The following is a 13,456-nucleotide window of genomic DNA, read 5'->3' on the forward strand; positions in this document are numbered from 1 at the left end:
CCGCTTCCTGCAAGGCGCGCCGATAGCGGTTACAGTAATGCTTCATTGATAAACAACCAGCCTGCCACCATGATCAAGCACATCGTTTTCTGGAAACTGTTAGACCACGCCGAAGGTGCCGACCGCGCCACGAATGCCTTGAAACTGAAAGCCCTGCTCGATTCCTGTTCCGACCTGGTGCCCGGCATCCTGAAATTCGAGGCGGCAGTGGCCCAGCCGGGCCTGGAAGCCACCTACGACATCGTGCTGTACAGCGAGTTTGCCAGCCGCGAAGCGCTCGACGCCTACCAGAATCACCCCGAGCACGTGAAAATCAAGCCGTTCTTTGGGGCCGTGCGGGAAGCCAGGCAATGTATGGATTATGAGATTTAGTCGTTACGCAGCAGACACCCGGGGTCAGACCCGGCGGGTCTGACCCCAGCCTTCCGCTGATCCTATCTATTGATAAGGAGCATTCATGACCACCTACCAACGCATCGTCCTCGCCTCGCGCCCCGCCTCCAATGAGGAAGTGCAGCCGGCACATTTTCGCCTGGAAACCAAAGACATTCCCGCCATCGCGGATGGCCAGTTGCTGGTGCGCAACCAGTATCTGTCGCTCGATCCCTACATGCGGGGGCGCATGAGCGCCAATAAAAGCTATGCGGCGCCGCAGGCGCTCGATGAAACCATGATAGGCGGCACGGTGGGCGTGGTGCTCGAATCGAAGCATCCGAAGTTCGCCGCGGGCGATCTGGTGGTGGGCACCCTGGGCTGGACGGAAGTGGCCGTATCCGACGGCACCATGCTGCGCAAGGTCGACACGACGCACATCCCTGCCTCCGCCTACCTGGGCGCCGTGGGCATGCCGGGCATGACGGCGTGGTACGGCTTGAACCAGATCATGGCGCCGAAAGCGGGCGAAACGGTGGTGGTGTCGGCCGCCAGCGGCGCCGTGGGCAGCGTCGTGGGCCAGCTGGCGAAACTGAAAGGCTGCCGCGTCGTCGGTATCGCGGGCGGCGCGGAGAAATGCGCGTACGTGGTCGATGAGCTGGGTTTCGATGCCTGCGTCGACTACAAGGCGGGCAAGCTGGAAGCCGACCTGGCGGCGGCCACGCCGGATGGCATCGACGCCATCTTTGAAAACGTGGGCGGCGCCATCTTCGATGCGGCGCTGGCGCGCACCAATGCGTTTGGCCGCGTGGCCGTGTGCGGCTGGATCGCCGGCTACAACGGCGAGCCGACGCCGCTCGACAATGCGCGCCTGATCCTCACCAACCGCCTCACCGTGCGCGGCTTCATCGTTTCCGAGCAGCCGGACTTCTGGCCGCAGGGACTGGCGGAGCTGGGCAGCCTGGTGGCGACGGGCAAGCTGAAATTCCGCGAATCCGTGGCCGACGGCCTGGCCAGCGCGCCCGGAGCCTTCATCGGCCTGTTGAAAGGCCGTAACTTCGGCAAGCAGCTGGTGAAGCTGGCTTGAAGCGGCTGGGCTGAGTGCCCTGCTAAAGAAGGGCAGGCCGTGCGACAATAAGGGCCTGTCTTTTACTACTGCCTACCATGACCAAGCACACCATCCGCCTCGGCGACTGGGCCACCCTGGGCCCCGACGCCACCGCCATCCGTTTTGAAGTCTTCGTCGATGAACAGAAAGTGCCGGCCGAGATCGAACTCGACGACATGGACGCCGTCTGCCTGCACGCCGTCGCCTATGACGATGCCGGCAACGCCATCGGCACGGGCCGTTTATTGCCGGATGGCCACATCGGCCGCATGGCCGTGCGCCTGCCGGGCCGCGGCACGGGCGTGGGCGGCGCCATCCTGACCTTATTGATGGAAAAAGCGCGCGAACGGGGCGATGCCGCGGTGGTCCTGAACGCACAAAGCGTGGCCGCGCCATTCTATGCGCGCCACGGTTTCGTGCAGCAGGGGGAACAATTCGAAGAGGCGGGGATTGCGCATGTGGAGATGCGCTTGCGGTTTTAACTGCTGGGGTCAGACCCCCGATAACGTTGGCGCAGAGCTTTGCGTTAGCGGTGTTGAGGGTCTGACCCCGGATTTTAATTCTGCGCGTGCGACTGGCGCCATTTATCCAGAATCACGGCCAGCACGATCACGACACCCTTGGCCACATACTGCCAGAACGACGACAGCCCCAGGATCGTCAAGCCATTGTTCATCACGCCGATGATCAGGGCGCCGATGACGGTGCCCCAGACGGAACCCACGCCGCCCATCAGGCTGGTGCCACCGAGCACGACGGCCGCAATCGCGTCGAGCTCATAGCCCGTGCCCCAGTTGCCGTTGGCTGCATACAGGCGGCTGGCCGACATGGCGCCGCCCAGGCCCGCGAACAGGCCGCTGATCGTGTAGACAAACATCAGCACGAGGCCGACCTTGATGCCCGTCAGGCGGGCCGCCTGGATGTTGCCGCCGACGGCGTAGATATGCAGGCCCAGGGTGGTCTTGCGCAAAATAAACCAGGTCAGCAGCACCACGGCGGCCGCCAGCCAGATCAGCCAGGGCACGGCCAGGAAGCTGCCATTGCCCATCCATTCGAAGCTGGGGATTTCCGTGTTCAGCACGCTGGTGCCATCGGCCAGCAGATAGGCGGCGCCGCGCAGGGCCGTCATGGTGCCCAGGGTCACGACGAACGGGTTCAGGCCGACGAGGGCCACCAGCACGCCATTGAGCGCGCCCAGCAGCAGGCCCACGATCAGGAAGGCGGGAATCGAAAAGCCGGCGAACTGGGCCGACAGCGACATCAGCATGCCCGCCACGGCCGAGACGGCCAGCACGGAACCGACGGACAGGTCGATGCCGCTGGTCAGGATGACGAAGGTCATGCCGGACGCCAGCACGATGTTGATCGACACCTGGCGGAAAATGTTCATGGTGTTGTTGCTGGTCATGAAGGTGGACGTGCCGTCGGCCGAGAAATACACGGTCAGGCCGTACATGGCCAGGTACAGTACCACCAGCACGGGCAGCATGCCCAGGCGGCGCATCATATTCGAGGCATTGAAGGGTTCGCCGGCGCGCGCGGCGCCGCGGGTGGTGCTAGTTGTCATCATGAGTCTCCTGAATGATTATTTAAGACGTATTCTTGAAACGCCTGACAAAACCGTTGCGGGCGGCTGTGGGGCGCGGCAGGTTTTGACAGGTGTTTTTATGCCGCTTCCTGCAGGGTGGCATAGGCGAGGATGTTTTCCTGCGTGATGTCGTCGCCCGTCACTTCGCCCGTCAGGCGTCCCTCGCACATCACCATCACCCTGTCGCAGATGCCGACCAGCTCGGCCAGTTCGCTGGAAATGCACAGCACGGCCGTGCCCGCATCGGCCAGTTGGTGGATGATCTTGTAGATTTCGCTCTTTGCGCCCACGTCCACGCCCCGCGTCGGTTCATCGAGGATGAGGACCTTGGGCGCGATGGCCAGCCAGCGCGCCAGCAAGACTTTCTGCTGGTTACCTCCCGACAATCCCCCCACGATGCCTTCCGGCCCCGATACCTTGACGTTGAGGTTGCTGATCGCCTCGCGCGTGAGCTGCGTCAGGGCGCCGCGGTTGACCACGCCCGCCGTCGCATGCTGCGACAGGATATTCATCGACATGTTTTCCATGGCCGACAATTGCATGAACAGGCCCAGGCTCTTGCGGTCCTCGGGCAGGTAGCCGATGCCGTGGCGTATCGCCGCCAGGGGCCGCTGGATATGCACTTCCTGGCCGTCGAGCCAGACTTGCCCCGATGCTTTCTTGTCGGCGCCAAAGATCAGGCGCGCCAGTTCCGTGCGGCCCGCGCCCACCAGGCCCGCCAGGCCCGTCACTTCGCCCGCATGCAGGGAAAACGAGGCGGGCTTGACCTTGCCGCCGCCAACCTTGTCCACGCGCAGGCGCTCGGCACCCCGCGTGGTGCGCCGCTGGTGCGAATAAAAGTCGTCGGCGGGGCGGCCCACCATCATTTGCACGACTTTCTTTTGATCCAGTTCATCCTTGCCCAGCTCGCCCACGTAGGCGCCGTCGCGCAGTACCGTGATGCGGCGCGCCAGGCGCTCCACCTCGGCCATGCGGTGGCTGATGTACAGCACGGCCAGGCCCTTGTCGCGCTGCTCTTCGATGATGCGGAACAATTGTTCTGTTTCCCGGTCGGACAGGGCGGCCGTGGGCTCGTCCATGATCAGGATGCGGCTTTCGTGCACGAGGGCGCGGGCGATTTCCACCTGCTGCTGCTCGGCAATCGACAGGGTGGCCACCATGGTGTCCGCATCGAAGCGGGAACCGAGGTCGGCCAGGATGGCGTTCGTGCGCGCGCGCATCTCGCCGCCCCTGACGGTCCAGAACGGCCCCTGCGGCTCGCTGCCCATGAAGACGTTCTGCGCCACCGTCATGTTCTTGGCCACGCTCAGTTCCTGGTAGATCAGGTTGATGCCCAGCGCGCGGGCCTCGCCCGGGTTGCGGATCCTGATCGGCTTGCCGTCGAGGATGATCTCGCCCGCGTCGGGCGTGTACACGCCCGACAGGATCTTCATCAGGGTGCTCTTGCCGGCGCCATTCTCGCCCATCACGGCATGGATTTCGCCGCTGCGCACCGTCAGGTGCACGCCGCGCAGCGCGCGCGTGGCGCCAAAGCGCTTCTCGATGCCGCGCATTTCAAAAATAATATCGTCGCTCATGACTGTCCTTCCTTGCTGGTGAAACTGGCGCCGCCTGATCGCAGGCGGCGCCACGTGGTTCAGGTCAGGCAGATCAGTTCTTTACCCAGCCCGTGTAGGTGGCGACGTTTTCCTTGGTGATGGCCGGGGTCGGCAACAGCACCATCGTTTGCTTCGGCGTGCGGCCGTTCATGATGTCGTAGCCCATCTGCACGGCGTCCGTGGCCATGCGGTACGGGTTTTGCGCCGAGGTGGCGGCAAACAGGCCGGCCTTGTTTTTCAGGGCGTTCTGGCCATCGGGCGCGCCATCGACGGCCGTGATCAGTTTCACGTCCGTGCGCTTCGATTGCTTGATGGCCAGTTCGGCGCCGATGCCCGTCGGATCGTTGATGGCGAACACGCCGTCGATCTTCGGATGGGCCGTCAGCAAATTCGACATCACGGTCATGCCGCCGTCGCGGCTGCCGCCCGCGTTCTGGTTGTCGGACAGGATCTTGATATCCTTGAACGCGGCCAGGGTTTTCTTGCAGCCGTTGACGCGGTCGATCACGGACGTGACGGGCGGGCCGTTCAGGATCACCACATTGCCCTTGCCGCCGATCTGCTTGGCCAGGTAGGCGCACGACACGTCGCCCGCCATGGTGTTGTCGGACATCACGGTGGCCGAGGCGCCCACGGCGCCCACGTCGACGGCGATCACCACCACGCCCGCATTGCGCGCTTTCTTGATGGCGGGCGCGATGCCCTTGGAATCGACGGCGTTCAGGATGATGATGTCGGTCTTGTTGGCGATGAAGTTCTCGATCTGGTCCACCTGGGTGTTCAGGTCATACTTGCTGGAAACAGTCGTGACTTTCACGCCGGGGCCGCCCAGCTTTTTCGCGCTTTCGTCCGCGCCGCGGCCGATGGCGACAAAAAACGGGTTGGCCAGGTCGCCCACGCTGACGCCGATCGATTTCAGCGGTTTGTCGGCGGCGAAGGCGCCGCAGGCGGCGGACAGCAGCAGGGTGGCGGTAATGACTTTTTTCATGAGGATCTCCAAGGGTTTTTATTGTGAAAAGCAAAGGTGCTGCGGGTGAAACCTGAGTGAAAACTTAGTGACTGCGCAATTTCTCGATCATGGCGTCCAGCTTGCCCGCATCGACGGCAAAGCCGCGGATGCCTTCGGCCAGCTTTTCGGTGGCCATCGCATCGTCGTTCAAGGCGTAGCGGAAGGCCGCTTCGTCGTAGCTGACGGCCGGCTGCGCCGCGCCCAGGTCGCCGCCCAGCGCGCGCTCGAATGGCGCATCGAGCGTTTCGAGTTTCGCCAGCAGGTCCGGGCTGATGGTCAGCAAATCGCAACCGGACAGGGCCGTGATCTGCCCCGCGTTGCGGAAGCTGGCGCCCATCACTTGCGTGGCGATGCCATGTTGTTTGTAGTAATTGAAGATGCGCGTGACCGATTGCACGCCCGGATCGTTGGACAGGCTGCGCGCCGCTTCGTCCCATGCCGCACCTTGCGACTTCTTGTGCCAGTCGTAGATGCGGCCCACAAACGGCGAAATCAGGCGCACTTTCGCGTCGGCGCAGGCGACGGCCTGGCAAAACGCGAACAGCAGGGTCAGGTTGCAAAAGATGCCGTCCGCTTCCAGTTCGCGCGCGGCCTGGATGCCTTCCCAGGTGGCGGCGACCTTGATCAGCACGCGCTCGCGGTCGATACCTGCCGCTTCGTACAGGGCGATCAGACGGCGTCCGCGGGCCACGGTGGCGGCACGGTCAAAACTCAGGCGGGCATCGACTTCCGTCGACACGCGGCCCGGCACCACCTTCAGGATTTCCAGGCCGAAGCGCACCAGCACCTGGTCGACGATATCGTCGAGCGAGGCGCCCGGATGGGCGGCGACCGTGCTTTCCAGCAAGGGCGCGTAATCGGGCTGCAGCACGGCCTTTAAAATCAGCGACGGATTGGTGGTGGCGTCTTGCGGCGCGAAACGGGCCAGTTGCAGGAAGTCGCCCGTGTCGGCGACGACGGTGCTGTATTGCTTCAATTGTTGCAGTTGATTCATTGCTGCTTATCCTTCGCTAAGTTGGTGCAAGGCTTGCACGGCAGGAAACAGGCTACGGTATCGGCCGTAGCGGAGGCTCAAGGCTGCGCTGTGCGCGGCATCGGGCAGGAAAGTGTTTTTGATAGGCAAGCCGGTGGACAGCAGCTGGCGCTGGCCGATGGCGGCAAAGCCCAGCTTGGCAGCGCCCAGGCTGGCCGACAGTTCGCTGTTGTGCAAGGTGCGCATTTCGCAGCCCAGCACATTGGCCAGCAGCTGCGCCCAGTACTGGCTGCGTGCGCCGCCGCCCACCAGCATGCAGTGGGGTACGACGGCGCCTGTCGAGGTGACGGCCGCCATGGCGTCGCGCAAGGCAAAGGCCACGCCTTCGAGCACGGCGTAGCCCAGCTGCGCGGGCGTGCTGTCGTGGCCCAGCTGCAGGAAGGCGCCCCGCACTTGCGGGTCGTTGTGGGGCGTGCGCTCGCCCGACAGGTAGGGCAGGAACAGGGGCGCCGAGGGGGAAATGAGCGTATCGAGCGGCAAGCCCGCTTCCACCAGCGCCAGCAGGGACGCCTCGTCCGGCTGGCCCAGTATGCCAGTCGCCCAGCGCAGGCAGCTGGCACCCGACAGGATCGCCCCCATCGCGTACCAGCGGCCGGGCAGGGCGTGGCAAAAGCTGTGCACGCCGCCGGCCGGGTTGCCCTGCGGCGTTTCCGTCACGCTGACGATGGCGGCGCTGGTACCCAGCGAAATGAAACTGTCGCCGCCGTTGACGGCGCCGATGCCCACGGCCGAGACGGGATTGTCGCCGCCGCCGCCCGCCACCACCACGCCAGCGGGCAAGCCCAGCTGGTCGCCGATGGCGGCCAGCACGGTGCCCGTGGCCGCATCGCCTTCGGCCAGGGCCGGCATCTGTGCCATGGTCAGGCCGCAGGCGGCCAGCATGGGCGCGAACCAGGACCGTTTGGCCTCGTCCAGCCACAGGGTGCCGGCAGCGTCGGACATCTCGGTCACTTTGTTGCCCGTCAAGCGCAGGCGCAGATAATCTTTTGGCGACAGCACGCAGGCGATGGCGGCAAAGGCGGCCGGCTCGTGCGCTTGCAGCCACAGCAGTTTCGGCGCCGTCAATCCCGCCATGGGCAGGCTGCCCGTCACGTCCGCGTAGGCGGGATAGTCGCGCGCCAGGGCGGCCGCTTCGGCCTCGGCGCGTGCATCGTTCCACAGGATGGCGGGACGGATCACGGCCTGGTCCAGGTCGAGCAGCACGGCGCCATGCATCTGGCCCGACAGGCCGATGCAGGCGATCTGCGCATAGTCCTGCGGCCAGCCGGCGCGCAGCTGGCCCAGCGCCTTGACGCAGGCGTCCCACCAGTCCTGCGGCGACTGTTCGGACCAGCCTGCTTGCGGGCGGCTGGTGGCGATGCGCACGGAGGCCTGGCCGCGCACGCTGCCGGCGCTGTCCATCAGCACGGTTTTCAGTTCGGAGGTACCGAGGTCGATACCGAGGGAAATTGCTGGATGCATGTGTATGTACGGTAAAAGGTCAGGGGCAGCCGCAGGAGTTGCGCACGCGCAAGGCCGGCGACAGGCGCTGCACGTGCTGGGCGCGGCCCGGGTTGGCGATACGTTCGATCAACAGGTCGACGGCCATGGCGCCCAGCTCTTCCAGCGGCTGGGCCATCACGGTCAGGCGGGGGCTGAAATAATCGGCCCAGTCGAAATCATCGAAGCCCGCCAGCGCCACGTCTTGCGGTACCGCAATGTGCGCGTCGCGCAAGGCATGCATGGTGCCGATGGTCATCAGGTTATTGCCGGCAACGATGGCCGTCGGGCGCTTGTCCGATGGCAAGGCCAGCAATTCGCGCGTGGCCGCGCCGCTGCGCTCCAGGTTGGAGTCGCCCGAGCGCAGCAGCGCGGGATCAAAGACGATGCCGGCGCGCTGCAAGGCCAGGCGGTAGCCGTCGATGCGCTCGTCCGTCGTGGACAGGCCGGGCGCGCCCGCGATGAAGCCGATGCGGCGGTGGCCGTGGGCGGCGATCAGGTGGCTGACCAGCTGCGCCGTCGCCTCGATGTTTTCCACGCCCACCTGGTCGAACGGCTGGGGCGACATGCGGTCGACCAGCACGGAAGCGATCTTGTTGCTGGTCAAATAGTCGAGCGTGCGGTTGTGCACATCGCCCGACGGCGCCAGCACGATGCCGTCGACCCTGCGCTGGTGCAAGTTCTGCACCACTTTCAATTCCTGCTCGGGATCGTCATGCGTATCGGAAAACAGCATCATCAAGCCGTGGCGCGTGCAGGCTGCCTCGATGGCGCGCACGGTTTCGCTGAAGTAATGATTGGTGAAGGCGGATATGGCCACGCCGATGGTGCCCGACGACGAGCCGGCCAGCGCGCGCGCCAGCATGTTCGGCACATAGCCGATCTGCTGCATGGCTGCATTGACGGCGGCGACGGTTTTCGGGCTGACCTTGCGGGTGCCGTTGAGTACGTGCGAAACGGTCGACAGCGATACGTCCGCCGCCCGCGCTACATCTTCCATGGTGGCCATGGTGTCTCCTGATGGTGTTTTTATTTTTATGTGTTTGATGCACGGCTTTGTTGCCGCGTTTGCATGCATCGTAAACAAAAGAAAGCGCTTGCGCAAGCGCTTTCTTTTTTTGTGCGCCTGGATGATCGGTGATTTTTTTTATGGGGCAGGGAAGCTTGCGCAGGCCGGATCAGGGCGCCAATGGCGCGCTGATCCGGCATCGGGACGGCGGTGATGCCGCTGGAGTGTGGCGGGTGGTGTCGGCTTACGCGCTGCGCGCTAACCCGACCTACTGAATCACCAGTTCATGCAATTCCCCTGGAGAATCGGGGAACAGTTTCACGACGGTGGACGTGCGCGTGCCGTAGCCCGGCGTTTCGATGCAGACGGCGGACAGCACGCGCTCGAGGTCGAGCGGCACGCCCGTGTCCGGCAAGCGGAAGTCGGGTGCGCGCGTGGTGTCGGCCAGCATGTCGAAGTAGGCTTCGTCGGGCGCGCCCTGGCACAGCAGGCTGGCGAACTGGGCCTTGGTCTTCAGCACCTTCGGCCAAGGCGCGTCCAGCAGGGCGTTCGACAGGCCGTAGATGCCCGGCTCCAAAGGCTGGCCATTGCGCGCATCGCCATCGCCCCGGTTGGAAAACCAGATCAGGGTGTCCGCATCGCCCAGCACCAGGTTGAAACCGTTGTAGGCTTTGCAGCCGGGACGGATTTGCGCGATGTAGTCTTGCGGCGACATATTGCCTGCCAGATAGTCTGCCACCAGGGCGCCGCGCGAAGGGGCGTCCGGGTTGCGGTCTTGCGGGCTGCGGATATTCGTGATGGCGGCAAAGCGCGAACTGCCGCTGCCGGCCTGGGTGATGCCCATCCAGCTGCCGCCCGCCTGCAGGTCGCGGCCCGCATACACTTGCGGGTGCTCGGGCCAGGCGCCGGCGGGGGCGCTGGCGCGTTCATAGAATTCGTCGCGGTTGGCGGCGGCAATCAGCGGGACGTGCGGATTGACTTTCCAGGCAAAAACGATCAGGCACATGGAGGCAAATCCATGAACACTTCCGTATGGCGCGCGCCGGCCGTCAGGGCCAGCAAGCCTGCCTCGTCGGCGGCAGCGGCCAGCAAGTCCGCAAAACCTTCGCCCACGACGGGATAGATTTCCATCCACGTCTGCAAGCCGTCCTTGGCTTCCGGACGGCGCTTCAGTTGCGGCGCCACGCCGGAAGCGGCCGCCAGTTTCGCCTGCATGGCGCGGACCCTGGCTTCCAGCGCCTGGGCGTGCTCTTCCTTGACCTGATAGTAAATGTACAAATCTTTCATGGCATTCTCACAAGTCGAGTGCGTCGAGCACGTAAGGCATGGGCAGGAAATGCACGCTGGCGCCCTGGGGCGAGCCGTAGCGCACGGCACCGGCTGCGCTTGAACCTTCCGCTATCGCCCCCAGCTTCATCTCGACGAGAGCGTCGATGCCGCCGGCGCCGTTCGGCGCGGCGTTGACGACCATGCCGCAAGGCTGGTCCGGGTCGCTGACGGCAAACAGTTCGCCGCCCGCCGCGGCCGCCGCATCAGCGATGCTGACGAGCGTGGTGCGGCGCTTGAGCTTGCCCAGGTACTGGCTGCGGGCGACGATTTCCTGGCCAGGATAGCAGCCTTTCTTGAAATTGACGCCGCCCAGCAGTTCGAAATTGACCATCTGCGGCACGAATTGCTCCTGCGTGGCGGCCGTGATTTGCGGGATGCCCGCATGGATCTCCGACAATTGCCAGGCGTCGGAGCCGCCCTTGGCCAGCTGGGCCGTCAATTGCGGCCACGCGTCGCGCGCCGTGGCGGCCGACGTCAGCCATTCATAGCGGGCGCTGCCGAACGCGTCGGCCACGCGCAGCAGGGTGCCGGATGCATGCTCGACCTTGCTGAACGGCGCGGCGGGCAGCACGGGGAACCAGGCGGACAGGGCGGCGGTGGCTTGCTTGCCGCCCAGGCCCAGGATGACTTGATTGGCTTCATCGCCGGACGCATCGTGCAGCTTGGCCTTGGCGCGCAGCACGAACATCTGCAAGCGCTTCTGTATGGCGGGCTGTATGGCGTGCGGCAATTGCAGATAAATGGTGCTGGCATTGCGCCACATCAGGAAACTGGCCAGCAGCCGGCCTTTCGGCGTGCAGTAGCCGGCCAGGCGCACTTGCTCCTGGCTCAGGTGCTCCACATCGTTGGTCAGCTGGCCGTGCAGGAAACTGGCTGCATCGTCGCCATGGAGGCCGATCAAGCCCTGGTCCGTGATGGTCGCGACAAAACCGTCTTGCAGCTGGGGCACTGTCAGGGACTGGCCAAAATCATGGATGGGGGCGGCGGCGATGGGAGCGCCGCGGTCAGGCGCGCCATCGGTGGCAACGGGGCGGGCGCCTTGGGCGGTTAAAAATTGATTCCAGTTATTCATAATTTCCATTAGATCAGCGATTAAGCATTATCATTACGGGTTCATTATAGTGATGTCGCGCAGTTTGCGTCGGCAGCGGCAAGATTGCCAGTGTTGGCGCCGCTTTGCGCGCACTTGCTTCACAAATGAACGATCATAACAAGCGGGCGCTGCCCATCAGCGACCGCATCACAAGAATCGGAACAATGGCTTTCTTTAAAAAACTTGTAGTCAGTTCAGTCATCGCCGCCATCGGCGCCGGTGGTACTTTTGTGTACTGGGCGCAGCAGCCCATCACCACGGAAGGCGACGCGATCCCGTTTACGATCAGCCCGGGCAGCGGCGCGCATGCGGCCGGCCAGCAGATTGCCGATGCGGGCGTGCCCATCGTGCCCATCCTGTTCAACCTGCTGGCGCGCATCGAAGGCAAGACTTCGAAGATCAAGGCCGGCTCCTACGAATTGAAGCCCGGCACGACGCCGCAGCGCCTGATCACGCAGCTGGCGCGCGGCGAGTTCGCGCAGGAGTCGCTGACCATCATCGAAGGCTGGACGTTCAAGCAGATGCGCCAGGCGATGGCCAATCATCCGGGCCTCAAGCACGATACGGTGGGCTTGTCCGACAGGGAGCTGATGGCGAAGATCAGTCCCGAGTTCGTGCTGCCGGAAGGCCTGTTCTTCCCGGACACGTATCTGTTCGCCAAGGGCGCCAGCGAAATGCAGATCTTCAAGCAGGCGCACACGGCCATGATAGGCCGCTTGTCCGAAGCGTGGTTCAAGCGCGATCCGGCCCTGCCGTATAAAAACCCGTACGAGGCGCTGATCATGGCCTCCATCGTGGAAAAGGAAACGGGGCAAAAGTCCGAGCGGGCCATGATCGCCGGCGTGTTCGTCAACCGCCTGAAGACGGGCATGCTGCTGCAGACGGACCCGACCGTGATCTATGGCATGGGCGACAGCTACCAGGGCAAGATCCGCAAACGCGACCTGGAAGCGGACACGCCGTACAATACCTACACGCGCGGCGGCTTGCCGCCCACGCCGATCGCCCTGGCCGGCGCGCAATCGCTGACGGCGGCGCTGGCGCCGGCCCGCACGCAGGCCCTGTATTTCGTGGCGCGGGGCGACGGCACCAGCCAGTTCTCGGCCAACTTGCCCGACCATAACCGCGCCGTGAACCAGTATCAGCGCTAATCGCCGGCATTCATCATCACCAGATTAAGAGTTTCATGACACAACACTATCAACCCCGCTTCATCACCTTTGAAGGCATCGATGGCGCGGGCAAGTCGACGCATATCGGCTTTGTCGCCGACTACCTGCAGCAGCGGGGCGTGGCCCTCGTCTCGTCGCGCGAACCGGGCGGCACCAGCCTGGGCGAAAAGCTGCGCGAACTGCTGCTGCACGAAAAGATGCACCTGGAAACGGAAGCCCTGCTGATGTTCGCCAGCCGCCGCGAACACATCGCGCAAGTCATCGCCCCCGCGCTGGAGCGGGGCGAGTGGGTCATCTCCGACCGCTTCACCGATGCCAGCTTCGCCTACCAGGGCGGCGGCCGGGGCATGGACCTGGGCAAGATGGAGCAGCTCGAAGCGTGGGTGCACCCGCATCTGCAGCCGGACCTGACGTTCCTGTTCGACGTACCCCTGGAAGTGGCCCGCGCCCGCCTGGATGCCACGCGCGCGCTGGACAAGTTCGAGCAGGAGCGATCGGATTTCTTTGCCGCCACGCGCAACGAGTATTTGCGCCGCGCGGCCCAGTTCCCCGGACGTTTCCGCATCATCGATTCCACGCAAAGCATTGCTGACATTCAAGTACAACTGGCACACCTGCTTGATGTGTTACTTGAGCAAAGCGTCGCAACATGCTGATTTACAAAGA

15 protein-coding genes are annotated in these 13,456 nt (G+C 64.2%); 6 read left to right on the top strand and 9 right to left on the bottom strand.

Annotated elements, in window-relative coordinates:
- The first annotated feature begins 69 nt into the window (after positions 1-69).
- From GCN74_RS05045 to GCN74_RS05055, 3 genes are all read left to right on the top strand, one after another.
- Positions 70-372 carry a Dabb family protein gene (locus GCN74_RS05045; protein ID WP_099377195.1) on the top strand — a complete coding sequence of 101 codons (303 nt, stop codon included), beginning with the start codon at positions 70-72 and terminating at the stop codon, positions 370-372.
- 85 nt (positions 373-457) lie between these two features.
- Positions 458-1,459, top strand: a complete 1,002-nt coding sequence (locus GCN74_RS05050) for an NADP-dependent oxidoreductase (RefSeq protein WP_152255625.1) — start codon at positions 458-460, stop codon at positions 1,457-1,459.
- Positions 1,460-1,536: 77 nt separating this feature from the next.
- Positions 1,537-1,962: a GNAT family N-acetyltransferase gene (locus GCN74_RS05055; protein WP_152255626.1), complete on the top strand. Its 426-nt coding sequence runs from the start codon at positions 1,537-1,539 to the stop codon at positions 1,960-1,962.
- Positions 1,963-2,036: 74 nt separating this feature from the next.
- Here GCN74_RS05055 and GCN74_RS05060 read toward each other — a convergent pair whose 3' ends face one another.
- From GCN74_RS05060 to GCN74_RS05085, 6 genes are all read right to left on the bottom strand, one after another.
- On the bottom strand, positions 2,037-3,047 hold the full coding sequence (locus GCN74_RS05060) for an ABC transporter permease subunit (RefSeq protein WP_152255680.1): 1,011 nt from the start codon (positions 3,045-3,047) through the stop codon (positions 2,037-2,039).
- A 98-nt stretch (positions 3,048-3,145) separates the two neighbouring features.
- Positions 3,146-4,645, bottom strand: a complete 1,500-nt coding sequence (locus tag GCN74_RS05065; RefSeq protein WP_152255627.1) for a sugar ABC transporter ATP-binding protein — start codon at positions 4,643-4,645, stop codon at positions 3,146-3,148.
- A gap of 73 nt (positions 4,646-4,718) precedes the next feature.
- Positions 4,719-5,654 (bottom strand): ABC transporter substrate-binding protein, encoded by a 936-nt coding sequence (locus GCN74_RS05070; protein ID WP_152255628.1) that lies wholly within the window; start codon positions 5,652-5,654, stop codon positions 4,719-4,721.
- Between the two features lie 64 nt (positions 5,655-5,718).
- The gene (gene tal / locus GCN74_RS05075; RefSeq protein ID WP_152255629.1) at positions 5,719-6,669 is read right to left on the bottom strand and encodes a transaldolase; all 951 of its coding nucleotides are present in this window, start codon (positions 6,667-6,669) and stop codon (positions 5,719-5,721) included.
- 6 nt (positions 6,670-6,675) lie between these two features.
- A complete protein-coding gene (gene xylB / locus GCN74_RS05080) occupies positions 6,676-8,157 on the bottom strand; it encodes a xylulokinase (RefSeq protein ID WP_319633450.1) in 1,482 nt (493 codons plus the stop codon).
- 31 nt (positions 8,158-8,188) lie between these two features.
- Positions 8,189-9,196, bottom strand: a complete 1,008-nt coding sequence (locus GCN74_RS05085) for a LacI family DNA-binding transcriptional regulator (protein WP_152255631.1) — start codon at positions 9,194-9,196, stop codon at positions 8,189-8,191.
- Between GCN74_RS05085 and GCN74_RS05090 the strand changes: the two genes are divergently transcribed.
- Complete coding sequence (locus GCN74_RS05090; RefSeq protein WP_152255632.1) at positions 9,195-9,410, top strand: hypothetical protein; 216 nt, start codon at positions 9,195-9,197, stop codon at positions 9,408-9,410. The genes GCN74_RS05085 and GCN74_RS05090 overlap by 2 nt on opposite strands.
- Before the next feature lie 54 nt (positions 9,411-9,464).
- Here GCN74_RS05090 and GCN74_RS05095 read toward each other — a convergent pair whose 3' ends face one another.
- The 3 genes from GCN74_RS05095 to GCN74_RS05105 are packed head-to-tail and all read right to left on the bottom strand — an operon-like array spanning position 9,465 to position 11,606.
- The gene (locus GCN74_RS05095) at positions 9,465-10,202 is read right to left on the bottom strand and encodes an NRDE family protein (protein ID WP_152255633.1); all 738 of its coding nucleotides are present in this window, start codon (positions 10,200-10,202) and stop codon (positions 9,465-9,467) included.
- Positions 10,193-10,483 carry a DUF4936 family protein gene (locus tag GCN74_RS05100; RefSeq protein ID WP_152255634.1) on the bottom strand — a complete coding sequence of 97 codons (291 nt, stop codon included), beginning with the start codon at positions 10,481-10,483 and terminating at the stop codon, positions 10,193-10,195. The genes GCN74_RS05095 and GCN74_RS05100 overlap by 10 nt, the downstream gene beginning before the upstream one ends.
- Before the next feature lie 7 nt (positions 10,484-10,490).
- Positions 10,491-11,606 (bottom strand): YgfZ/GcvT domain-containing protein, encoded by a 1,116-nt coding sequence (locus GCN74_RS05105; protein ID WP_152255635.1) that lies wholly within the window; start codon positions 11,604-11,606, stop codon positions 10,491-10,493.
- A gap of 176 nt (positions 11,607-11,782) precedes the next feature.
- On the opposite strand from GCN74_RS05105, the gene mltG reads away from it, so the two are divergent.
- Both mltG and tmk read left to right on the top strand, forming a co-directional pair.
- The gene (gene mltG, locus GCN74_RS05110) at positions 11,783-12,769 is read left to right on the top strand and encodes an endolytic transglycosylase MltG (protein ID WP_152255636.1); all 987 of its coding nucleotides are present in this window, start codon (positions 11,783-11,785) and stop codon (positions 12,767-12,769) included.
- Between the two features lie 35 nt (positions 12,770-12,804).
- Positions 12,805-13,446 carry a dTMP kinase gene (tmk, locus tag GCN74_RS05115; protein ID WP_152255637.1) on the top strand — a complete coding sequence of 214 codons (642 nt, stop codon included), beginning with the start codon at positions 12,805-12,807 and terminating at the stop codon, positions 13,444-13,446.
- The last annotated feature ends 10 nt before the right edge of the window (positions 13,447-13,456 follow it).

The organism is Janthinobacterium sp. FT14W, from assembly GCF_009208755.1.
Lineage (GTDB): Bacteria > Pseudomonadota > Gammaproteobacteria > Burkholderiales > Burkholderiaceae_D > Janthinobacterium > Janthinobacterium violaceinigrum.